The sequence below is a fragment of the Blastocatellia bacterium genome (assembly GCA_035275065.1).
Classification (GTDB): Bacteria; Acidobacteriota; Blastocatellia; order UBA7656; family UBA7656; genus DATENM01.
The window spans coordinates 1-24,233 of sequence record DATENM010000147.1; the positions used below are offsets into that span (position 1 = coordinate 1).

12 protein-coding genes are annotated in these 24,233 nt (G+C 53.9%); 1 reads left to right on the forward strand and 11 read right to left on the reverse strand.

The features are described 5' to 3' along the window. The 3 genes from VJ464_27255 to VJ464_27265 all read right to left on the reverse strand — a co-directional run. The coding region (locus tag VJ464_27255; protein ID HKQ08850.1) for a tetratricopeptide repeat protein at positions 1-2,778 on the reverse strand (2,778 nt) is incomplete at its 3' end. A gap of 134 nt (positions 2,779-2,912) precedes the next feature. Continuing rightward, positions 2,913-4,313: a hypothetical protein gene (locus VJ464_27260; GenBank protein ID HKQ08851.1), complete on the reverse strand. Its 1,401-nt coding sequence runs from the start codon at positions 4,311-4,313 to the stop codon at positions 2,913-2,915. Between the two features lie 1,207 nt (positions 4,314-5,520). After that, positions 5,521-8,889: a tetratricopeptide repeat protein gene (locus VJ464_27265; GenBank protein ID HKQ08852.1), complete on the reverse strand. Its 3,369-nt coding sequence runs from the start codon at positions 8,887-8,889 to the stop codon at positions 5,521-5,523. Positions 8,890-8,991: 102 nt separating this feature from the next. Here VJ464_27265 and VJ464_27270 point away from each other — a divergent pair, with 102 nt between their 5' ends. Beyond that, complete coding sequence (locus tag VJ464_27270; protein HKQ08853.1) at positions 8,992-9,750, forward strand: transposase; 759 nt, start codon at positions 8,992-8,994, stop codon at positions 9,748-9,750. A 137-nt stretch (positions 9,751-9,887) separates the two neighbouring features. Here the strand turns inward: VJ464_27270 and VJ464_27275 are convergent, their stop codons facing one another. The 8 genes from VJ464_27275 to VJ464_27310 all read right to left on the reverse strand — a co-directional run bounded on the left by VJ464_27275 (position 9,888) and on the right by VJ464_27310 (position 24,229). Next, entirely contained in the window at positions 9,888-10,229 is a 342-nt protein-coding gene (locus VJ464_27275; GenBank protein HKQ08854.1) for a DUF5615 family PIN-like protein, read from the reverse strand. Then, positions 10,226-10,555 (reverse strand): DUF433 domain-containing protein, encoded by a 330-nt coding sequence (locus VJ464_27280; GenBank protein ID HKQ08855.1) that lies wholly within the window; start codon positions 10,553-10,555, stop codon positions 10,226-10,228. The genes VJ464_27275 and VJ464_27280 overlap by 4 nt, the downstream gene beginning before the upstream one ends. 641 nt (positions 10,556-11,196) lie before the next feature. Continuing rightward, positions 11,197-12,369 carry a zinc-binding alcohol dehydrogenase family protein gene (locus VJ464_27285; protein HKQ08856.1) on the reverse strand — a complete coding sequence of 391 codons (1,173 nt, stop codon included), beginning with the start codon at positions 12,367-12,369 and terminating at the stop codon, positions 11,197-11,199. Positions 12,370-12,583: 214 nt separating this feature from the next. Further along, the gene (locus tag VJ464_27290; protein ID HKQ08857.1) at positions 12,584-15,034 is read right to left on the reverse strand and encodes an ABC transporter permease; all 2,451 of its coding nucleotides are present in this window, start codon (positions 15,032-15,034) and stop codon (positions 12,584-12,586) included. Between the two features lie 146 nt (positions 15,035-15,180). Continuing rightward, entirely contained in the window at positions 15,181-17,031 is a 1,851-nt protein-coding gene (locus VJ464_27295; protein ID HKQ08858.1) for an ABC transporter ATP-binding protein, read from the reverse strand. Continuing rightward, on the reverse strand, positions 17,028-18,779 hold the full coding sequence (locus VJ464_27300) for an ABC transporter ATP-binding protein (GenBank protein HKQ08859.1): 1,752 nt from the start codon (positions 18,777-18,779) through the stop codon (positions 17,028-17,030). The genes VJ464_27295 and VJ464_27300 overlap by 4 nt, the downstream gene beginning before the upstream one ends. 120 nt (positions 18,780-18,899) lie before the next feature. Beyond that, complete coding sequence (locus tag VJ464_27305; GenBank protein ID HKQ08860.1) at positions 18,900-19,850, reverse strand: TauD/TfdA family dioxygenase; 951 nt, start codon at positions 19,848-19,850, stop codon at positions 18,900-18,902. A gap of 74 nt (positions 19,851-19,924) precedes the next feature. Continuing rightward, positions 19,925-24,229, reverse strand: a complete 4,305-nt coding sequence (locus VJ464_27310; GenBank protein ID HKQ08861.1) for an amino acid adenylation domain-containing protein — start codon at positions 24,227-24,229, stop codon at positions 19,925-19,927. Positions 24,230-24,233: the final 4 nt, after the last annotated feature.

The window sequence follows — 24,233 nt, forward strand, 5'->3', positions numbered from 1 at the left end:
GTCGGGGCCTAATACCTTTTCAAGAATGGCTAAAGATCGCAGGTATAATGATTCAGCTTCGGCATACTTGGCCTGCTCGCGGTATAAGGTCGCTAAGTTGTTCAGGCTTATGGCCACACTAGGGTGCTCCGGCCCCAGCGATCTTTCGTTTATTGTTAAGGAGCGATAATAAAGAGATTCGGCTTCTTCATACCTCCCTTGGGCTTGATAAAGGTTGGCGAGATTGCTTGTGCTTACTGCAACGTCGGGATGATCCGGCCCAAGGACTCTCTCTCTGATTTCCAGCGCGCGCATCAATGAGGGCTCGGCTTCAGCATATTTGCCTTGACTCCGATAAAGATTTGCCAAGTTGGTGAGGCCCGTTGCGACGTCCGGATGATCTGGCCCTACGATCCTTTCAATTATCTTTAACGACCTCTGGTAAAGATGTGAAGCTTCGCTAAAGCGACCCCGTCGGGATAGGTAATCTCCGGTCTTGCTGAGTAATGATGCGGCTTCCATTGAATCAAATTTCCACTCATCAATGAGCCTCGCACAGGCTTCGGCTTGCGTCATGAAGCGCTCACACTCATTCAATCCCAATGGTTGAGACTTGGGGAATGCCCTGTTCACAATTTGTATAGCTTTCCCTGCCCATTGGCGCTGCGAATCGGTGTCCATCCCATCCTTTATTATGGCTTGCACTAGCCGGTGTACGTCGTATGTCTGCAGGTCGTCATTATAGTATATGAGTGAATACTCAATTAGTGGTCTGAGCACTTCCTCAAGGGCAAAAGGCCTAAGCTCACCTCTCCCCAACTGAGGGAAGAACTGCGGGCCAAGCTCTGATACACCAATGGAGAGAAGTTCTATTGGAATGCGGTCAGGATTAAGGAAAGCGCTTATCTGTAAGGTAGTCGCCGCGTCTACGGATTCTTGCTTGACCTTCTCAAGGCTTAATGACAAGGTGGCTCTAACCGATGCAGGATACTTCCCTGTCCTATCGTGGCCGGCTTGATTTAACAGCTCTATCCGCCGTTGGCGGTAACGCAAAAGGTATTCGTTAAAACCACATTCTTGTTTTGCTATGTACGCGCCGGCCTGATCCAATGCCAGTGGCAAATATTCAAGCTGACCAGTAAGTGCAGGAACTGCCCCGCCCCCGACCGACCCTTGTATAGACTGCCCTGCTCGTTTGACTACAAACTCCGCTGCTTCATCAACAGACATCAGATCTTCTTCAATTCTACCGGTGATATCACGATAGTCCAGGGTGGGCGCTCTTGAAGTCAGCAGAATATGACCGGCGTGCGTCTCAGGAAGAAACTCCTGAATTATTTGGGGGTCATCAGCGTTATCAAGAATTAAGAGCCAGTCTTCACTAGAGGCAAGCCATTCCCTCACGGCAGATGTAACGGTGCTCTGGTATGGGACATTGATCTCCACCAAATTCAATAACTTTGCAATGTCTGTAAAATCCGAGATCAACGATTCGCGCGAATCAGCTCTAGCCCAAAGTAAAGACTTGTATTTATCACGATACCGGTAAGCATACTCTACAGCAGTCTGAGTCTTACCTATACCACCAAGCCCACTTATGGACGATGTCTGGGTCAGGGCAATCGCATTACCACTATCAAACGTACGGCGCAGAGCCCAGAGGATTTCGTCCCGGCCCGTGAAGAAAGGATTGCGCCGGTATGGAATAATGGACGGTCTGAAGAAGTCCTGTTGGGGCTCTATTGCGATAGCTTCGTCCTGCGTAAGTTTCAGGAATCTCGAGTTATCGGTTATACGTCGATACAATCTATCATATTCTTCAGCCTCGCTAAGATTGTAACGTGTCGCCCCACGTAGGAAATCCGGGACAAAACTCGTCTCGCCGCGTGAAAAAACAATCGGAATGAAGAAGGTTTTGCCCGCCTGATTTTCATAAATTTCAGGAGTTATAACTGCCCCTCCCCAATTCACCGTGGGTTCCAGGCGCGGGGGCTGCTCACCCCTTACTTGGGCCGAGTAACCTTCTGTACAGGCGACGAGAATGTACTCTGCATTCTCAATCTGGCTAACTGCCCATCGCGCCCATCCTTCCAGCGGCAGCGCCTCATATTGATCAATACAACAATTGACACCATCGACGCGTAAGCGATTAGACAATTCCAGAACCTGCTTCAGATGCTCAGGCGAGTCATGGCTATAACTTATAAAGACCCTTGTAGGATACTTCTGCTTTCTTAATTCTGTAATTCGCTCGTTAATCCTCAAAATAAACGCGCGCGCTTCTCTCTCCGCGCCTGCCTCTCGGAGCGCGTTAACCGCCGGCATAACCCAATTACGCTGAAGTTCATTTATAGGTATCCCTGCATTAATCATCTGCTCCAATCTGCTCTCAAGTATCCTAGCCTGCTCTCTGGCGTCATTAATGTGAGCAGTTATTGCCTTTGGTTGAGCAATTATCGACTCAAAATCTGAAGGTGCCACAGTCTCTGTCAAGTGGTAGCGTAGAATGAACCAGGAATTTAAGTCCGGGGCAGAGTTCACAAACTCTTCGATAAGGTGCGCAGGCATCCACCATATCTGGCGCAAGTGCGGCTGGGCTAACTCCTCACGATTGAAGTTCAATGTCCTGAGAGCGCTTTCGAGATCACCGCTATATGAGAAGGCAGTCGAAAATCCGTTGATCGAGACAACCCCTTCCCTGAGGGAATTCAGTTGCTCGACGAAATTACGCACTAGGACAGGCGCAGGCTCTCCGGCAGTAAGCGTTATTTCATAAAAGGGGATCCCTGCTTCTGCCAATCCATCTCGTAGCCTTTCGACGACCAGAACACGCGCGAACTCGGAATCGAATTCAACCCGAGCCAACCCCTTTGGCGCGCGCTTACACCAGATCAATAACCGAGCGGCCATCTCCTCGATAGATCCTGCGTTCATCATTGCTGTGATGTCCCACCTGGGTCCGAACCGAGAAGCCGCCCCTGCTCCTTTAAAATGTCCACAACCAAAGGGTGAACCCCGAACCAACCTTTCCCGTTAAACTCCTGGACGGCGCGGCTCCGCAGGAGAGAATATAACACCTTATCAGGCACCGCGGCTTTAGCGGAAGAATTATAAATTTGTAGAAGCCTTTCTGCCTTCTGAACATAGGGCGTATCGTCTTTGTAAAAAGGTCCCCCTCCCAACCTTTGTTTGTATTCACGCCGGAGGCTATCTATCGCAAACTCGGCATGTGCGGAGGCGATTCTCCCGCCAGATGATTTTCTCAAAAGGGCAGTGTCAGCAGCCTGACCGACCATAGAGAACAAGTCGCGCAGATTCCCACCTGAAGCCACGATCAATTTTGTCATTTGCTGCTCTTCAAATAGGCTCGGTGAGACTCGCGCTTCAAGAACAGAACGAATAGCTTCACGGCCTTCAGCGTGTGCCTGATGGTCAGCATGAAATACCGGGGTGTCGGGGATCGAAAATATCGACTCACGCGGAAATGGAAGTTGTAGAGCCTGCTCAGAATAACCCAGGGCGATAGGTATGGTGAAAATCATGTGCGCCCTAAGGTCTGCAAAAATGTTGCCGTGTGTTACAAACAAGTTTTCTATCTGTTCAGTTGGTATACCTTTATCAAAGTCCTCTCCGATGAAAACCCACTCCTTCCCAGTAGCTTCACGTGATAACGCATTACAGTTGTCAAGCAGGCGGTTAGCCAACTCAACTAAAGTCGATATGCGGCTCAATCTGTAGTCAACTACTTCTTTCTTGCGATCAGAGGCATACTTTATTTCTCCCTTTACCTTAGCAAATAAGCCAAGTACTTTTGCCCATAACGAGTCTCCTGACACTCCTGCCCCGGCTTCTACTTCACCTCCGATATGTACATCTTTGGTAAGTACCTCTCTTTCATCTGCGAACCATTCCCAAATCTCTTCCAATCTCTTATCATCTGGCAATCGTCCCGCGCCACCATCTGCTATCGGTTTCGCGGTCCATACGGCAATATCCGCCATCATTATTAAGATTACATCGAAGGGTTTGAAGCTGGCCGGGTCAACTTCTTTTGGAGCGCTAAACCTGATAGAGAGATACTTGTCACTTACCTTGTGTATTAACCGTGTAAGTTCCGTCGATTTCCCAACGCCGCGATGGCCTATTAGAAAAGCTTTGTAGTAACTATTGCCATAAGTCCGCTTCAGCCAGAGTGCCAAGCGACTAACTTTGTCGTCTCCCCGGACTTGGTTTAGCTGATCCTTGTAAAATGCGTTTAATTCTTCAGTCGTGAGTAAAGGCTCAGGCGAAAGCGTTAAGTAAACGTCTTCCAGTGTAGCCGCAGGTTGTAACATCTGAAGTCTCCTACCGGTAGTCTACTGTTATAAGAACTTATCTTCAAGGAATGCATTACTGGAGTAGGACATTATTCCTCTTACTCATTTAGCCAAGGACAAATCTGGATGCTAAGGGTATAAAGCGAGCTGAGACCTATGATTAATAAACAGAATGGGGGAACAATTAGGGAACAATTCGGCGCGAAAAACAACTAAAATCAGCAAAAAACAAGAACGTAAATGCAAGAGCGAAAAGGACGAGCGAACATTAAGTTTGTCTCATAACCCAAAGGTCGCAGGTTCAAATCCTGCCCCCGCAACCAGTTACGAAAAATGGGGTGCAATTGGGGTTCAATACCTGATTGTACCCTTTTTCATTTTGCTAGCGACGAGCCATTACCCCTTGTCATCGTTCTTCCATCTCTGAGGCTTACAAGAGCCTGTTTGAAAGCTGTTTCGGCGAGCCATATCGATGATCCTTCCTTTCCGCGCCAGCAATTATGCGGGCAAAGTCTTGGTAGGTTTGACGCAAAAGAGTATTACCTATTGTGGCTTTGCTACTATATCTGTTATGGCTAATCACTATTTGATGCTACACGCCCTTGATTCGAAGAAATCAATCGGGGTGCCGATGCCTAATTTCGTACGTCGAGCCTCTGCCGGAGTGAAGTGTTTTATATTATGCGTCAGCAGCCAATCAAGGCGACTACAAACTGCCGAGAGCAGGACTGGGACGTCTGCCTCATGCCGGATGAGACGTCTTGAGGATGACATCAAGGCTTCATCTGGATATGGTACTAACTCAGGTTTGGTCAACTTGATTAGCTGATTATATTCTCGGGGAATGTGATTCATCGTCGAATGATCTAAATCGGCTATATGTATAAGCAGGTTTTCTTCCACCTCGTCTTTTACATCTGCCGCCAAGACAAGGCGGCAGATGCGAGCCGCGCACAGCGACAGCACCGCCTTATCCAGTCCTCATCGCGATCCGAGCCCTCCTGTGAGCATGTTGGAATCTAGGAACAGACGCGCCCGCCAGCCATGGCTCAACGTTTTTTGACCTTTTGGGAAATGATCCGAGTCATTCGGCCGAGCAGAATATTTTTGCAAACAGGACTAGCTTACGCTGGAAGTAGAAGCTTGATTATGCTTTTGGCGCAGAATCGGCGCTTGCGCTATGGGCCGAATATTTCCGACTTTGGTTGTCCCCGAATGAATCACCTTAACGCCAATTACCTATTAAAATAAAAGGTGACCAGTAAAATGGATGTGAATAACCGCTGTCCTTCAGTAAACTCAGTTGGGCTTTCTGCAACGCCTCTGCTTTAGTCAATTTGTTAAGCTGTCTTTTTTGATAAAACTCCATCATCAGGCGCGATGTGCTTTTATCATCTACGTTCCAAAGTGATGCGAGGATAGCCTGCGCGCCTTTTCGTTGGGCAAGTTCGGCAAAACTATCAATCTCGCGCCCATCCAATTCACTCTCTCTTTGTAATCCGGTTTCGCAAGCTGAAATCGTCAGTAATTCTACGCCGCCGAACAGGTCGTCCGGTTCATTTCTGATGTCGGCTAAAGTCAGCATCTTCCCATCTCCCAAAAGCAAGAAGGACGAACTCGCATCGCCCGGCACAAGCCTGAAGTGGCTGGAGATATGAACCAGTGGAGAATGCAACCGCAATTTTTCGCGTAGGGAATCTAAGGTAAATTGCCGGTTGGGTAGAAATTTGCCATTCACGATGCCCTGTGCCGGGGGAATGCCGAAGATGGTTTCTACTTCCAATCTTGCATTTTGCAGACTGCGGAAAGTTTCCATTTGCCCCCTGACAGGCACAGAATATTCTTGCGAGTTATAAAAACCGACTCCCGTCCACGTTTCCCTGACGTGCGACAGCATTCGTTTCGCATCGGCTCGTGTAAATACAACATTGCTGTAGCGTTCGGCGAGATATTGCCTGCCGTCATACAATGCGGCTATGGGAACATACCGCAACCCCCCATCCAAAGACCACATCAACAGATCGGGCCTGATATGAAGCTCTTTCAGTTTGGCGGCAACGGGAGCAAACACAATGTCATATAACGCTTTGCCGGTTTTTTGTACCTGAGCCTCTGAAAATTTCGGCTTGCCTGTTCGTTCTTCAGTGTCCTTGAGCTGTATTAGAAACTCCTTGGTCTTTTCGTTCAACTCTTTGCTTTTACTGAGAGAAACAATGGGAATGATCTCTTTAGGAGTAATCAGCAAAGCCCAAAAATCGTGTTCTCCAACCAGCGTATAAACAGCAACGGCTTTCTGTTTTGTCTGTATATCAAGCTCATGCAAAGCCGCTTGCATATCGCGCGTGTCCACGACATTGGGCGGTTTGTCTTTCACGGCATCGGGCGGGCCGCTGAATTCTGTTTCGGCCTGTTTGATGACGGCCAGAAATTCGTCCTCGGCAATTTTCAAATCGGCTTCGAGTTGTTGACGCCGCGCGGACGGTTCCGCGTTTGGCGTTCGATTGCCCGTTGTGAGTTTGAGCGCTTTAAGTTGCCTTCCAATTTCGCCAATCTTTCCGCTCGCCGCGTCATAGCGCGAAGACAGTTCCGCCTCGCGTTGAGTGAGGGCAACGGGCGCAGGTCTTTTTACCGTCGCAGGATTGAAATCAAAATACTGTTGATCTTTTAGCGCATTAAGAACTTGTTGTGCCTCAGCAAATCGCCCCTGTTCGATGAGTAATTCCGAGAGTTTGCGATACGTATCTTCAAAGGATTTCAGAAAAGTCTTATGAAATTCTTTGTCTTTAAATTCCTGAGCGCCCCTGCGGAGTTGCTGATAAGTATTAACGGATTTCTCGCCGTAGAAAGCAGCGAAGCGGTGATTTCTCAGGGCTCCCCAGGTGAACATCATGTTGTTAAGCGTTCTGGCTTCACTTAATTTGCTGCTCAGGGCTTTCGCCAGGAATAACGCTCGATTGTAATAATCGAGTGCGTTCTGCCTCTCGCCTGATTCCTCATATACGCCGCCCAGATTGTTCAGCACCTGAACTTCAATTTCTGTGTCGCTGATAGCTTGTGCCAGGGATAAAGCCTGATCGTAATAATCGATAGCTTTCTGTCTTTCACCTGACGAACTGTAGCTAAAGCCAATGTTGACGAGCGTGGCCGCCTCGCCTGAACGGTTGCCTGTGGCTTTGTGAAGAGCCAAGGCCCGGTCATAATAATCGAGGGCTTTCTGCCTCTCGCCTAAATCATGGTGCACAACACCGAGGTTGTTGAGTAGAGTAGCTTCGCCCGGTTTGTTGTCTATCTTTTGCATTAAAGGCAAAGCCTGATTGTACTGATCAATGGCTTTCTGCTTCTCGCCTAAACCTTGGTATATGCCACCGAGGTTGTTGAGCGCAGTGGCTTCGCCCGATATGTCGCCGACAACTTTATAAATAGCTAAAGCCTGATCGTAATAATCGATGGCTTTCTGTCTCTCATCCAAATCGTCGTACAAACTGCCCAGGTTGTTGAGCGTAGAAGCTTCGCCCGGTTTAGCGCCTATCGCCCTGTAAATGGATAAAGCCTGATTGCAGTAGTCAAAGGCTTTCTGCTTATCGCCCAGGTCACTGTACACCTGACCGAAGTTGTTCAGGTTGCCAGCTTCACCTGACCGGTCGCTTGCCGCTCTATAGAGCGGCAAGGCTTGATTGTAATAATCAAGGGTTTTCTGCTTATCGCCTAAATCATCGTACACTCTACCGAGGCTGTTGAGCGCAGTTGCTTCACCGGATTTGTCGCCTACCCTTTGCATTAGAGGCAAAGCCTGATTGTAATAATCGATGGCTTTCTGTCTATCACCCAAATTGTTGTATACAGCGCCCAGGTTAATGAGCGAGGTCGCTTCACCGGATTTGTCGCCCATTGCTTTATAAAGAGACAAGGCTTGATTGTCATAATCAAGGGCTTTCTGCCAATCATCTAAATCACCGTAAACCTTACCAAGGTTGCCGAGCGAGATCGCTTCGCCGGATTTATCATTGATAGCTCTCCTAATAGCTAAGGCCTGATTGTAATAATCGATGGCTTTATGTCTATCGCCCAGATTGTTGTATACAGCACCGAGGTTGTTCAAAGTGCTAGCCTCACCTGGTCTGTGACCGGCTGCCCGATAAAGCGGCAATGCCTGATTGTAATAGTCAAGGGCTTTCTGCCTATCTCCTAAATCATCGTACACAATGCCGATGTTGTTGAGCGTCGTCGCTTGACCGGGTTTGTCCCCCAATGATTGCTTTAGAGGCAAGGCTTGATTGTAATAATCAAGGGCTTTTTGTTTCTCATCTAACTCGTCGTACAAACTGCCGATGTTGTTGAGCGTCGTCGCCTCAGCGGATTTGTCGCCTACGGCTTTATAAATAGTTAAAGCCTGATTGTAATAATCGAGAGCCTTGGTTTTCTCATCTAATGACTGATATACCAAACCGATGTTGCTCAAGGTTCTGGCCTCATCTGATTTCTCATCCACTGATTGGATCAGACGCAGAGCCTCGTTGTAATAATCAAGGGTTTTCTGTTTATCGCCTAACGAACTGTACAAACCGCCGATGTTTCGGTAGCTGAGATTTATCATCGCGCCCAGAGAATGATAATTGATGAATCTAAATGGCGGCCTTTGAATAGAGAGTATGAATCAGCAGGCTGATTTTACGCAGGGGGTCGGAAGGAGAATAGAATGTTGGTGTTATGGTCAACATCAACCCTTACTACCCCCGCGCTGGAAGCCTACTTGATTGCGCTGATCTATCGCAATACGCGCTCCAGTTGTTTGTCATTGGCAGCGATCTGTCCATCGGTCTCGCACGATGGCTTGAACCGCCTGCTTCATTCGAGCTTCCCCTGGTCCAGACGGCTGTGGGAACTCTTCGCTTCTCGAATGATTCTCGAAGGTGGTTATCTCGTGCTCGATGATACGACATGGGAGCGCTGGGCCAAACATTCAGAAGCAGTCTCTTGGGTTTGGTCGAGTAGCGCTGGCCATATCACCCAAGGCATGCAGGTCGTGCTGCTGATCTGGGCCGACGGCAAGCGCAAAATCCCGGTCTCGATGCGCTTGTGGCAAAAGGGCGGCAAGTCGAAGGTCGAGTTGGCGCAAGAGATGTTAAGCGAAGCCGCCGAATGGGGGATCTGCCCAAACTACGTGCTGTTTGATAGCTGGTACACCTCGCGCCGCATCTTGAACCTGCTTTCGGAGTTGGGTTGGAAGTATGTGGCGCGCATCAAGAGCAATCGCTTGTTGGAAGGTGAGCGTATCTCACAGAAATGGCCACAACGCTACGGACAAGCGCGAGGCCATCTCAAGCAAGTGGATCAAGAAGTGCGAATCATCAAGGATGGCAAGAGGCAGACGGTCTACGCTTTCAAGCGCGAGTTATTTCAACGGTCTGTTCCAAACCAACTTCCCTTCTTGCAGCACTTTTTAGCTGCTGCGTAATTTCAGAGCAGGAATAATTATCATCCTGCTGATTATGCTTACCACATACTGATTGCATCACAACCTCCGCCACTAAGCGTGCTGTGGTTTGTAGAGAGGTTTCGGATATATTTTCCAACCGGTCAACTAGCGTCCTCTTACCGCGACGGGCGGTACACCCGAATCAGTAGCCCATTCAATTCTCCCGCCTGCTCCAGGGCGGTCGCGACTCGCCCTGCTTGCCCGACCCGGTCTGGGTCTTCCGTACAAATAATGATCCCGGCATGGTCTGGGTGCTGCCGATGCAATCGTTTGAAGTCCACGCGATTGAGCGTAATCACCGCCCGCCCCGACTCGGTCGCCCTGGCTAGTAAGTCCTCATCTGAAATGGCCTGATTGGCTCTGCCGTCTTCAAACGCCGTGAGTACATCGTGACCAAGCCGACGCAACTCTTCGACCCCGCGGAGGGGAAAGTTTTCGTCCGCGTAGAGCCGTGTCAATGATCATCCCTCTCGTTGGCCTCAATCTGCTCCTCGATCTCAGCCCGGTGTGAGCGGACATAGGCCCAGGCATTTGCCAGATCCTGAGCCGTTATGCTTGGATAATCGTGGAGCAGATCGGCTTCACTAGTCCCCAACCGCCTAGACTGTTCCAGCACCCAGACAGGGATACGGGTGCGCGAGATGCAGGGCACGCCGCCCATGACATTGGGACGGCTCTCAATTCCTGGAAAGGCGTCGCCTAGGTCGCGCACGATCCACTGGAGCAATTCGGCCTTTTCTGCACGAGTCATATCGGAGAGTATCTTTTCTGCTTCTTCGGTCATAGGTATCACCTTCTCCCGTCTGTAGCGCTGGGAGGATTCATTGTACCCTCAGCTTTATCTTCTTTTAAGCACTCTAATCAGCCATTTATACCATACATTTCGGGTCTTGTGCTCAGCCTATGGTTTCACTAGCATCACAGGTCTTTAGGTTCTTCCCTAAAACAATTGCGACCCAGAAACAGCCATGACAAAACCGGGCGCACCAGACATCCAGATCATGTGCCCCTAATGCCGGGTGCGCTGCTCTCGCTTTATTTAATTGATGACTCATAACCCAAAGGTCGCGGGTTCAAATCCTGCCCCCGCAACCAATATTGCCAATGATAAAGGCTGCTGTAATGGCAGCCTTTATCATTGGCGCACACTTTGCAGAAATGCCCTTAGTTCAGCCTGCTGAAGAGGGATGAGGTAATAAAATACCTGCCGAAACTGGCGCGGTGTCTAGATGGTCTGAAGTTGGTGAGAGAAGGAAAGGCTGGCAATAGCCGTGCTCAGGCCGAAGGCGCTCATTTTTGAACACGGCGGCGGCGAGGGGCCTAATCCGTCTTTGGGTAGACGGTCATTCAAACGCTGAGGGTGAGCCGCTCGGTGGTTATCCAACCCGCGAGGCGCAATGCGTCGGGCGGCTGCTTCGCAGATTGCTACAGCGGATTGACCTGGAATATCGGGAAGTAAGTGCTGAGGCGTCTTCCCGCATAATCTTCGGCCAGTTGTGGGATGTAATCCCAACCATATTCTTCGCCGGCCAGTGGCGGCAACCACCCTTTCTCTTCGGCGAAGTGCATGGCTTCGACGCCTTCCGAGTAACGCGCGTAGTGCGTGTGGACATGAGTGTGCCAACTCATGCACTCGATGGCGCGGACGGTCGAGAGCTTCATACCGGCTTTCCACCCGGCGGTGGTAATTACGCCCCGGCGGGAGAGCGCCTTCAGTGTCGCCCGCCAGACGGGGGCACCGATGTAGTCGGCGAATATGGAGACGCCCGCCCCGCCGGTCTTCTGCTGGACGAGGTTGAGAAACACTTCTTCGGCTGCCAGGTAAGCTTGCTGGTACTCCTTGTCCGCGGCGTATCGCCTCTCATCAAACTCCAGGTTGATGAACTGACGCCGATCAATCGGGGTGATCCCCATCCGGCTGATCTTCCCGAGCCGCTTTTCGTCCGAAGAGATCATTGCCGCCTCGCAGCCAAACCACTTGGCCAGTGACAGTTCCGCCAGCGAGACGCCGCCGCCCCAGCCCCAAACGATGGGCCTCTGCTCCTGGGCTTCATCCGTCTGCAACCTCCAGCAGCCATACGCCTGTTTCCAGTTGGCCCACGCCGTGATGTAACGGAGGGAGAAAGCGGCCCACTGCTGGAGCGAGTGACGAGTCTTATGCGGAATGGCGATCACTTGCCTGCTGTGCAGTTTGATGCGCTTGGCAAGCACGCCCATCGTTTGAGGCGCATCATAAGCAAGGATCTTTTCGGGGTAGCCGAAACGGTCCCAGATGCCATTGCAGAACACGATGCAGAGGTCGCCGGGGTTGACGGTCTTGACGGCCTCGCCGACCTGCAAAATTCTGACCACGCCGGCGTTGCCGATGACGACCTCCGCTTCGCCCCGATGCCGGCAAACGTCTATGGGTGCGCGCTCCAGCGCATGCGCCATGTTTGCTTCCCAGCAGCCATAAATCGGCTCGGCAAGGACTTCATCCTCGGTGATGTTGCTGAAAGAGAATGGCCCTCTTCTCAGTCGCGCCGGCTCCGGCTTGGCCGCAGCCTGGCGTGCGGGCCCCTGGTCGAGCATCCATGCATCTGTAGTTATCCCGGCCATGTGACTTCCCTCCTTGATTCGAGGTCGAGTGGAACAGTCATGAATTGATTGCACAAAAGTATTGCAGAACTGATGAGGCGGATTCAGAAGAGTGGGCGGGATCAGCGGCGCATTCACATACCGAAGGCACACGCTCCAACTGGCGTGAAGTCTACCGCTCGGCCACACGCGCACAGCGCGAACAGATCAATGGCCCAGTTGACGAAGAACGCCGTTACTCACATCGGAGCGCAATAATGGGGTCTACCTTCATTGCCCGGTAGGCAGGAATACAACAAGCCAGCAGCGCCGCGGTGATCAGAGACAACGCGATAACCGTAAAAGTCAGGGGGTCAGTCGGTTTGACGCCAAATAACAACTGCGACATAACCCGCGTCAGCGCGAAGCCGGCAACTAGGCCGATCCCGATTCCGGCCAGTGTGAGCGCCATGCCGTAGCCGAGGATGAGTTTCAACACATCGGCGCCCGAGGCGCCAAGCGCCATGCGTATGCCGATCTCATGCAGGCGCTCTTCGACCGAATTACTCATCACTCCGTAGATGCCGACCATCGCCAGAATCAACGCCACTCCAGCGAAGACGGTCAACAGAAACGTGCGAAAGCGCGGTTTGACGACCGCTTCCGAGATCACGGTTTCAAAAGTCCGAAGGCCATAGAACGGCTGATCCTTGTCGAGTGATCGCGGCGCGTGGCGCACAGCGGCGGCGACGCTCTCAGGGTTGCCGGTCGTTCGGATCATGAAGGCCATCGAGTCTCTGGGTTGCTGAGCGAAGGGCATATACATTTCCGAGACCGGATCGCCATCCAGGGCGCGGGGCTTGGTGTCTTTAACGACTCCAACAATCGTAGCCCAATCGTCTTCCTTCGGATTGCGGACATTCTTCGTCAGGCGTTGACCAATCGGATCTTCATCGGGGAAATAGAGCCGCGCGAGGGTCTCGTTGATGATGACCACTTTCTGCGCCGTTTTCACGTCATGCTCATCAAACGGTCGGCCCTGCAAAACCGGGATCTCCATGGCATGAAAGTAATCGGGGCTGATGGCGTTGTAGAAGGCGCTGGGCTGGTTGGCCAGGTCGGACGGTCGCCCTTTGATGGCGAAGCTCTGATTCGCATAGTCCTCATTTGGGCCGATTGGGATATGTGACCTGATCGCTACGGACTCGACGCCAGGTAGTGCTTTGATCTGGCCGATAAGCTCGTTGAAGAAGGCGATGACCGATTCGTCTGTTTCATAGTTCGGCCCATTCAGGCTAATTTGAGTCGCCAGCAGGTTCTGGGGGTTGAATCCAGGATCGACCGCTTGCAGCTTGAGGAAGCTTCTCATCAACAGCCCGGCCCCGACCAGCAGCACGAAAGAAAGGACGATTTCAGAGACGACCAGTAAGGCCCGCAAGCGCCGAGGGCCGGCGCCACTCGTCGCGCTGCGCCCGCTCTCCTTGAGCGTCTCGTTGAGATCGGGCTGTGAAGCTTGCAGCGCCGGCACGAGGCCGAACACGACCCCCGCCAGCAGCGAAACCACCAGCGTGAAACCGAGCACGCGGCCATCTACCACCACTTCTTTAAGGCGCGGCAGGTCTGCCGGGCCAAACGCGCTGAGCAGATAAACTCCCCACAACGCGAGCAGCAGGCCGGCGGCGCTGCCCAGGGTCGAGAGCAGTAGGCTCTCAGTAAGTAACTGCCGCAGGAGCCTTGAGCGAGCGGCGCCGAGTGCGATGCGAATGGCAATCTCTTTGCGCCGACTGGTGGCGCGCGCGAGCAGCATGTTAGCGACGTTGGCCGAAGCAATCAGCAAGACGAGCGCGACCGCGCCGAGCAGCACCAGCAAGGCCAGCTTTAGATCGCCCACGATCTGCTCTTGCAAGGGAACGAGTCTCAATCCATGAAGCTTATTGGCGTCCGGGTACTCTGCCGCTAGCGCGCTGGCAATGACATCCATATTCGCTTGCGCTTGCTGGTGTGTCACGCCGGGCTTGAGGCGTGCCATGACGTTGAGGTAGTGGCCGCGGCGGTTGTTGAAACCGCCGCCGAGAGAGATAGGAATCCATACTTCCGTGTCGTTTGGCATCCCGGTCAAATCGGTGATTGGAGCAATGACGCCGACGACAGTAAAGCTCTGGTTATTGAGACTGATCCCCTGGCCGATCATCTGCGGATCGGCGTTGAACCGTCGTCGCCACAACGGCTCACTTATCACGGCACTGAAGGCTTTATTTGGGTAGTCCTCTTCCGGCAAGAGCACACGGCCTGCGATTGGCTGAATGCCGAGCATCGAGAAGAAAGCAGGTGAAACGACGGAGCCGTGGATTCGTTCAGGCTCAGCGACGCCCGTCAGGTTGAGTTCCGCATCCGCATAACCGGCAATCGCCTCGAAGACATCATTTTGATCCCGCCAGTCCGCGAAGTTCGGGTAGGAAGCAGTTACCGAGTTTTGGCCACGCTCGCTGAAGACTTCCCATACTTGAACCAGTCGCTCCGAATTGTTGAAGGGCAAGGGACGCAGCATCAGCGCGTTGACGATGCTGAAGATGGCGCTGTTCGCTCCGATGCCAAGCGCCAGCGTAATCACCGCAATCGCCGTGAAGCCCGGGTTTTTCAACAACATTCGCCCTCCATAGCGGAGGTCCTGCCGCGCTTCTTCTATGAAATGGATGCCGTTACGCATATTAGCCCTTTCGCTGCGTGATTCCTTCGGGATATTCTCCTCGACCGCACGCAATGTAATTCTTTATTCTGTCAGATGTCAAGTAGGTCAATATGTAGAGAGAATACAGGGGTTTCCGGCCTGCGTCTTTCTATTGGCGCGGGCCGCTACTCCGGCACTCCGGTCTTGCATTCCGGCGTCTCAGCGGGGTTGTTGCCGCTGCCCCGCAGGCGAGTTATGTCGAACAATTCTGACTGGCCGGCTTCCGTATTCTCGTCTTCATCCCAGATGCGCCGCATACTGGCGCTGCTCGCCAATAGTTCATTAAGAGTGCCGCGCGCGACAACTCGTCCATCCTCAAGCAGAAGGATCTGCGTCGCCCTGCGCAAAGCAGGTCGGCGATGACTCACGACCAGACACGCGGCTTCGCGTTCGCTCAACAGGCTGCGCCAAAGTTGCTGCTCCGTCGCTACATCTAAGGCGCTCGAAAGATCGTCAAAAATCAAAAGGTCCGCGCCACATGCGAACATCCGCGCCGCGCTAGCGCGCTGGACCTGGCCGCCCGACAGCTTCACACCGCGTGCGCCGACGACTGTATCTACGCCGTTCTCCAGTATAGCCAGATCAGGCCCCATCGCCGCCCACTCTAGAGCGAGCAGCAGATGATCGTCGCGTGAATCGCCCAACAATACGTTATCGCGCAGGGTGTCGCTGAATAGCCGAGGGATTTGTGCCGCGTAGCTCGAATTCGGCGGTGTGAAGAATGTCGCGGGATCGTCAATCAACTCGCCATTCCAATAGACCCGGCCAGCCGCCTTCGGCAGCAGCCCTTGGAGCGCCCGAATCAAGGTCGTTTTGCCCGCACCGATGCGGCCCGTCACAACGACGAAATCGCCGTGCCTGAGCGAGAAGCTCACGTCGTTGATTCCCACCTGCGTACCCGGATAGTGGTAGCTCAATCCCACCACCTCAAGCGTCTCCAGACGGGTTCCATGCCGCGGCTCAGGCGCAAAGGACGTGAGCGGCCCGTTCAGGACGAGCGGCGCAGGATTGACGAGTTGATACTCCGGCGCGTCAACCATCAGACTTTCTATCCGGTCCGTCGAAACGCTAACCCTGCGGTGTTGAGCCAGCATGCTGCCAATGACGGTCAGAATGTGGTTCACCCGCGGCAGCAACTGAATGAAGACCGCAAGGTCGCCGACGGTAAATGTACCGCGCCCAATCTTCAACGTAGCCGCCGTCAGCATAAACCCGATGCCGATATAAATAAGACCGTTGAATAGGCTGCGAGTCATCTCGGTCATCAGCACATCGGTGAGGGCGCGTTTTCGGCGTTCCTGGCTTATTGATCGAAAGTGCGCCGTCATCGCATCTTCTTCGCCCGCGACTTTGACGGCCTGCACGGCGGCGAAGGTCTCGCCGATAAAGTCGGTGACGCGCCCCGTCGTTTCGCGCGTCCGCTGGCGGAGTCGACGAATGACCGGTGAGAGACTGCGTATCAACAGCGTCATTCCGAATAGCGGCGTACAGACGATGGCCGCGATCCCGGGATCAATCCAGAAAAGAAACGCGATGGCGCAGACGCCATAGATAAGAAAGCCCCAGATATCAACCCAACTCTCGACGTACGAGGCAATTTCTTCGACGTCGTCACGGAAACGAGTCACGGCGCCAGCCGGCGACTCCGGTAATACGCGCGACCCTCGCGCGGTCATCAGATAGTCGAGCAGATTTCGCCGGAGGAATGCTTCAACCCTGAGGTAGTAGCGGGTGAAGAGACGGAAAGAAACGACAAAGGCGATCTGGCGCAAGGCATAAGCCGAAGCCAGAATCACGACTAAGGTCCAGGGATTGTACCCCACTGACGCCTTGCCCGAGAGCGTGTCAAAGATCATCTTCACCAGTAAGGCTTGTGCCAGCGGCGTGACATGGTAAACCGTCCAGGCGAGGCAGGTCTTCACAAATTCGGCCTTACGCCACGCAAAAAGTCGGAGCATGTAGCCGGTCGTTGTCATGCGATCTGCTCCATTTGTTCATCGAGGCTCATGGATTCCGACGAAAGCCGCATGAGCGCGCTGTAGCGAGAGTGCGGGTTGCGGGCCAGCACTTCGCGCGGGCCGTATTCGAGGATGCGCCCCTCGGCAAGCACCATGATCTTATCTACGCGCTCGACCGTTGCCAGACGGTGCGCAATGATGATGCCCGTGCGGCCTTCAAGCAGTCGGTCAACGGCGCGGCTCACCAGACGCTCGGTGGCCGGATCGAGGCGGCTAGAAGGTTCGTCGAGAATCACGAGACCTGGATCGCGGAGAAAGCCACGCCCGAACGCCAGTAATTGAGACTGTCCGGCCGAGAGCCCGCCGCCGCCAGCTTCGAGCATCGTGTCGAGCTTCTGTGGCAGCTCTTCGACCCAGGGCCGCAAACACAGCTCATCCAGGACCCGCCAGATTTGCTCATCGGCCACGCGCGGATTGAAGAACGTGAGATTGTCGCGGATCGTGCCGTGGAAGAGCTGAACGTCCTGCGTCACAAGAGCGATACGGCGGCGGATGTCGTGCAGGTTCGCTTGCCGGAGATCAACGCCGTCAATAAGGATGCGTCCGGCGCTGGAGTCGTACAAACGAGATGCCAGTCGGATCAGCGTCGTTTTGCCGCTACCCGTGCGACCGATCAGGCCGAGCGTCTCCTCAGGCTCCAGGCGAAAGCTCAAACCGTTCAGCACGTCACGTTCGGCATAACGAAAGCGCACCTGCTCAAACTCGATGGCGTGGGCCTGCTTGGCGAGTGACCGCTCGCCACTCAGCACGGTGCGCGGCGTTTCCAATAGCTCGCGCACACGGCGAATGCCCGCGGCGGCTTTCTGGAACTCCTGCAACTGCTGCGTGATCTGATCCATCGGCGCCTCAAGCATTGACATGTAATTGACGAACAGGTAAAGCGTGCCTAGCGTTACCCTGCCCGACAGATAAAGCCACACACCCAGGCTGATCGTTAGCACATGACCACAGGCAAAAAGTACCCCGGTCGTCAGCGAGATGGTGCCTCGCAACCATGCGGCCCGCTCTGACTTTGCGAACCAGTCGCGTTGCAGCTCAAGAAAGCGATGCATGACGTAACGCCCCGCGCCATTCGCGCGAATGTCGTCGAGGCCCCCCATCCGTTCCTCAACAAAGCCAAAGACCTGAGCCGTAAGCTCGCGCTCCCCTTGCGTTGACCCGATGGCGACGCTGCGCCGCCAATGCAGGATGCCCATCCCAATGATCGTGAAGACCGTCAGACAAAGACCGATCAGCCAGTTTTCACGCCAGAGCATGACAAGCACGCCAATGGCCAGCAGTACAGCCGCCGACACCCGCACGACGAATTGCGAGAAGAAGTTGGAGATGCCGGTGACATCACCATCTATGCGCTCGATCATCTCGCCGGGCAGACGGTCTTTGTGATACGCCATGTCGAGGTCGAGCGTGTGCCGGAGAAGATCGGCCCGCAGCAAATTGGTCGCGCCCCAACCGATGTCAGCGGAAAGATACGTCGCGCTGGCCACAGCCAACTGGTTCATAATCGCCAGACCGAGGTAGGTCAGCGCCAAACGTGAGAGGAGATTTATCGCGCCCCCATTGACACCCAGGTCAATGAAGGACCTGACGATCTGTGGGATGAAGAGTTGTAGCCCGATTGAGCCCAGCAGGCATGCGCTGAGTAAGCCCACTCGGAAGGCGTACGGACGAAGGTAGCGAGTCAGTAGTGAAATATAGTGCGACATGGTGATTGTTGACAGGAGGCTTCGGCACGAATACCCGGAAATCCGTGCGCCTTGCCACCGCTGCACTCCTCTTTGTAGATGGACGTCATAAGTAAAGTCGAGGATACCGAAAGCAAACGGTCACCCCATTGCGGCAAGCACCTTCCGATCCCCTAAGTACGGCTGGCGGCCATGCATGACGAGGAGATTGTCGCACAGCAAAACGTCCCCCGCCCGCCATTCAAAGACCTGCTCCTCAGCCGCCATAGCGGCCCGTATGTTATCCAGGTCTGGCATGCTCAGGGGCGACCCGTCCCCGAGAAACGCGTTGTGGGGAAGCTCATCTTCGCCGAGAATCGACAGGAGGTCCTCGCGCAGACTGCTTTCCAGGCTCGATGAGTGCCACTGCTCTGCCTGATTGACCCACACCTCTTCCTGGGTGATGGGGTGACGTAAGGTCGCCGGCGCGTGCATGGATATTCGCAGGGTGCCGTTTGGCATCCATTCGAAAGCCTGGCCGTCGGCTTCCAGGCGTCTCTCTACCTCCCTGCGGTCTTTCGTGCCATACGCATCCATCCACGATTTGCCGAGTCCGGACCCTCCGTGCAGGTTGTTCACGTAGCGCACGCCGCCGCCATCAAACCGGCGGCGGACTTGCGGATCAATGCGCTTCAACACACGTCGGCAATCCGCCAGCGGCGTTTGTCCTCCTTTCGCGGCTGGCTTGAGACAGAAAAAGAGGACCTTGTCAGGCATGCGCTTTAGATAAGAGGCCTCATTATGCAGAGAGATCCGCTCCTCTCGTGGATATTCAGTGGAGGTAAAAACATGAGAGGTTACTCTGGTGCGCGGTGAGTTGCCGCCGACGTAGCTGCAAAATTCACGGCAAAAGATACCGGCGATATCTTGAAACTCCTCCGCCGACGCGACTCCGAAGCCTCGGAAAAGGAGAGCGCCATGAGCATACAAGCGTTGATGCACTTGCTCTCTGTTGGCCATGAGCCATGCCTGCAATTGACGGCTGCTGGACGACCGTTCTTGAGCTATGGCCACAAGCGGTAAAGTGGCGGATTCTGATTTCCATTCGATCATAGACAACCTCCCTCGAATCGGACTCCGTATTTTTAGGATTTAAGCAGTTGTCTAGCCGACCATTCCGGCAGCGATCAAATCAAGTTGGCCAGTGCCTGTACATGCGGTTGTTTGAGCATCGTCAAGTGGTTGCCGGGAGCTTCCACGCAAACGAGATTCGGGGCGAAAGGCTTCCAATTCTCAGCAATCTTCTGGTGAGATTGTCGGTTAGAGGCCGGATCCAGATGAGGGTCATTGACCAGCACCAGCTTCAACGGTCCGGGGTAAGGCTTATCGGGTGTGTAGCGGGCACGGATTGAAGCCGCGTAGGCGCGCAACGTACCTCGTAATTCGTCCGGCTGGGATCGCGGTGATATGAGATTCGCGTCAACTAAGCGACGATGGATGAGTTCCCTCTGGATGGTCTCCGGGCGCGATTCAAGAGCGCTTCTTTCAATCAGTGGATGCCCCAACACTAGCTCAACGGCTTCTACCCAGCGCATGATCATGTCGGTGTGGCTGTACTCGCGGACGGGGCCGTCCACCTGGTCTGGGGCGTCCGTGTCTAGAACCGCCAGTGACGCGACGATACGGCCACTCTGCATCAACAAGTGAGCCATCTCTAAAGCCACCCAACCACCAAACGAGTGCCCCAGCAGGTGCACTTGCCCCTGCGGGGATACTTCGTTGATCGCTCGCACATTCGATTCGGCAGCCGCACGGACAGTGGAATGGGGCGCAAGTTCACCGTCGAGGCCGCGCGGTTCCAGCCCGTACACCGGTATCGCTTTATCCATACAGGCGGCCAGACTCGTGAAGCTAATGACGGTCGCGCCAGCCCCAGGAACCCAGAAGCGCGGCGCAACATTCGGCTGGCCGGACTGTAGACTAAACAGCGGCGAATAACTGACCTCGGGCATCTTCTTCGACTCTGCCGCTGCGTTAAGGATGGCGGACGATAGAATTTGGCCAAACGATTCGACGTTCGGGCTGACCATGATTGAGGAGTGATCCCCCTTGATCGGTATGAGGCGCAGCAGCCCCATCGGCACGACCGATTTCCAGCCCTCTACGGCTGGCTCTCGGCTTTCCTCTCCCGGTTGCAGTTCAGTAGCGGCAAAGAAATATACTGGAATTGGGAGTGGCTGCGCATAGTAGTCGCGGTCCGCTATCACGTTCGTGCGATGGCGAGCCAGTAATTGCTGGAGCTGTGCGGACGTGTAATGATCATACTCTTCTGACAATACCGACAGGTCAATGCACTTCTGTAGGAAGGCCCCGACATCCATGGTCTCGGCGCTCAGTTTAAGCTCGTCCACGGTCGCTTGGGAGATGAGGCGCGAATACTTATCCGGCCTGGCATGCATGGCTTCGATTGACTGCAGCACCCGTTGTTTATCGTTCAGCTCTAACCATCTAAGCATTTTCCGAGATGCCGCCGTGTCATGATTTCCACCTCCGCGGTAATAGGAGTCAATCAGGCCGAGGAAATCCACCTTCTGGTTGGCGCCGATCAGTTGTGCAGCAATCTCATAGGCGAGTGGCCCGCCGTTGGAATAGCCAACAATCCGGTATGGTCCTTCGGGCTGAACGGAGCGCATCATTTGCACCATTCGCATCGCCATTCCTTCGATGGTGCGCTCCGGCGTTTCCTTTAGTGGCCTCAGAGTCAGGCTATAAACCGGGATGCTGGCATCAAGATGCGGGGCGAGTTGGGCACTGAAGTATCCATGGATGGATGGATGCGTCAGGAAAAGCGGGGCCTCCGCTCCGCCTTCCTTCATACAGATAGGCATATCGGCCAAGGGTTGTTTGCCTGCGAGGTGGATCTTCCTGGCTAGCGACTCAATGGTCGGATAGGTGAAAAGGTCCACCACCACGATGTGGATATCGGCTTGTTCCAAGAGATTGACGGTGCGGACTGCCACGAGCGAGTGACCGCCGAGTTCAAAGAAGTTATCGCGGCGTCCGATGCGGTCGAGATGAAGCGCCTTCGCCCAGACCTCGGCCAAGACGGTTTCTATCTCTCCAACCGGCGCTTCGTAGCCACCTGCGGCGTAAGCGTCTCCTGTCGGTGCGGGCAACCTCTTGCGATCCAACTTGCCGTTCGGTGTCAATGGCAGCGCGTCCAGGGGCACGTATGCTGCCGGTAGCATGTACTCCGGCAGTCGCTCAGCAAGAAACGCGCGCAGGTCCTGCGCCGTCACTAACTGATCCACGAAGTCGGTCGGCGACGCTCGATGCCCATTATGATCTTCAACGATGCGGCGAGCATATATATAGAAATTGGTTTTGATGGATTCTTCGAGTTGCCAGTCCTGTTCAACGGCGACCTGATAGTCGTGGCGCGACAACAACTCAACAATCGAATTCAGCCGACCGTCAATGTCATGTACTTCCATTGCGATCTGGCGTATCTTGGACCAGTCCCCCTGGTCAATGCCGGCCAGAACATCCATCTCACTCTTCTCGACGTTGATCTTGAGCAAGTCAATGCGCTCTACATTGTTTTCCCGAACGACGTCGGAAAGCGTCACGAGGCTGACCTCTATCTCGCGTGATTCAAAGCGGTCTTCCAGCAACTCTTCCAACAACTGCGCATTGCGTCTTTCCTTGCCGTTTTGCTTGCCGTTCGTCTCATGCTTGCGGACAAAAGATCGGACCACTTCCTTATCCTGTTCACGGTTGGCATATAGACTGGAGAGGAATGAGAATTTCGGATAGAACGTCAGCGGCATTGAACCCTTCTCGCGTGAGAGGCCGGCGCAATGCAGCCGAGCGTCGACAGAATAAAGCGCCACATTGGTCTTCAGCAAATCAAAAACCAAGGGACTTGGCTCAAACGCATGTATCTGCACATTCTTGGCGCGCAGGTGGGCAGCGAGCGAAAACAAGCCGATGTTTGCCCCCACGTCAAACACACAATCACCATCCGAGATGGTAATGCCATGTTTAAAATACGCCTCATTCTCAAACATTTCTTCATAGAGAAAGTCCGTCTCATTGCGGTTCAAATGCACAACGGCTAGGTTGTTCGGCAAAACGTAGCGCGGCCGTCCCGCAACAGATGGTGAGCGCTTGGGGTCAAAGACGACATAGGCGACCAATTGTGGGGAGTCCTGATCGGGATGCAGGCGGACGGCGGCTTCACGCACGGCGGGATGCTGCTCCAGCACAGCGGCAATTTCATTGGGTTCAATCCGAAAACCGCGCACCTTAATCTGCTCGTCTGTCCGCCCTAAGAACGTCAGCTTCCCGTTCGATTGATGGCGAACACGATCCCCGGTTCGGTACATTCGCGAGCCTGGGACAAAACTGAACGGGTTGGCAATGAACCGCTGTGCCGTGGTTTCGGGATCACACCAGTATCCGCGCGCAAGGCCGTGCCCGGCGATGTAGAGTTCGCCGGGTGCCCCGCAAGGCACAGGATTGAGATCTCCATCCAGCACGTAGAGCATAACGTTCGCAATAGGCCCGCCGATAGATGGCTCAAATCCTGGACGCACGGCGCAGACACTGGCATCAACTGTGCACTCGGTCGGGCCGTAGACATTGAAGAACCTGATACGTGAAGCGGCCAGTGTTTCCCACATGGTTTTTTCTATGGACTCGCCTCCGATGAGGACAAGCCTGAGGGCACCGGCCTTATCAAGAAGCGAGCCATCACCCGATAGGAGGCGCTCAAGATAGCTATCTGCGTCCTCGCCAACCAGTCCTGCCTCCAACAACAAACTGAGCTGAGACGGAGTGCAATCTAGGACCTCTATGTTCCTATCCAATACGAATCGAAGTAGGGCTTGACCATCACGGCGAACCGCTTCAGGAACGATGTCGAGCATATGCCCGCCCAACAGTTGGATGACTTGCTTCACGGACGTATCGAAGGCCAGCGAGCCGTTCACCGACACTCGAAGGCAACCAGGCTTGCGCGTGCTATAGACACTGGACTTCAAGGCGAAGAACAGGTTGATGACAGATTGATGATCTATCATGACCGCCTTCGATAAGCCCGTGGAGCCAGAAGTATAGATTATATAGGCCAGGTGTTCAGGACCAACTCCGATGGCGATTCGGTCGGGGTTGGTTTCCGGCTGAGTGCTCCATTGAGGCTCATCATCTGTCAGATCAATGATCGGCAAGGTTTCGTTGATATGATCAAACTGTGCGTGCAGATTCCCTTGCGTCAGCAGCACGGACGAGGCGCTGTGTTCAAGCATATAGCTTAGCCGCTCTTTCGGATAAACTGGATCGAGCGGCACGTAAGCGCCGCCGGCCTTCATCACGCCGAGCAAGCCGACGATCATCTCCAAGCGGCGCTCCAGGCAGATGGCGACGCGGGCATCGGGGCCGACGCCCAACTCGCGCAGGTAATGGGCCAGCTGGTTGGCTCGGCGGTTCAGCTCT

Bases quoted from the DNA above. Each gene is read 5' to 3' on its own strand.
- VJ464_27280 (HKQ08855.1), bottom strand. From the start codon at position 10,555: ATGACCGAAGAAGCAGAAAAGATACTCTCCGATATGACTCGTGCAGAA.
- VJ464_27265 (HKQ08852.1), bottom strand. From the start codon at position 8,889: ATGATAAATCTCAGCTACCGAAACATCGGCGGTTTGTACAGTTCGTTA.
- VJ464_27290 (HKQ08857.1), bottom strand. From the start codon at position 15,034: ATGCGTAACGGCATCCATTTCATAGAAGAAGCGCGGCAGGACCTCCGC.
- VJ464_27260 (HKQ08851.1), bottom strand. From the start codon at position 4,313: ATGTTACAACCTGCGGCTACACTGGAAGACGTTTACTTAACGCTTTCG.
- VJ464_27300 (HKQ08859.1), bottom strand. From the start codon at position 18,779: ATGTCGCACTATATTTCACTACTGACTCGCTACCTTCGTCCGTACGCC.
- VJ464_27270 (HKQ08853.1), top strand. From the start codon at position 8,992: ATGTTGGTGTTATGGTCAACATCAACCCTTACTACCCCCGCGCTGGAA.
- VJ464_27305 (HKQ08860.1), bottom strand. From the start codon at position 19,850: ATGATCGAATGGAAATCAGAATCCGCCACTTTACCGCTTGTGGCCATA.
- VJ464_27295 (HKQ08858.1), bottom strand. From the start codon at position 17,031: ATGACAACGACCGGCTACATGCTCCGACTTTTTGCGTGGCGTAAGGCC.
- VJ464_27285 (HKQ08856.1), bottom strand. From the start codon at position 12,369: ATGGCCGGGATAACTACAGATGCATGGATGCTCGACCAGGGGCCCGCA.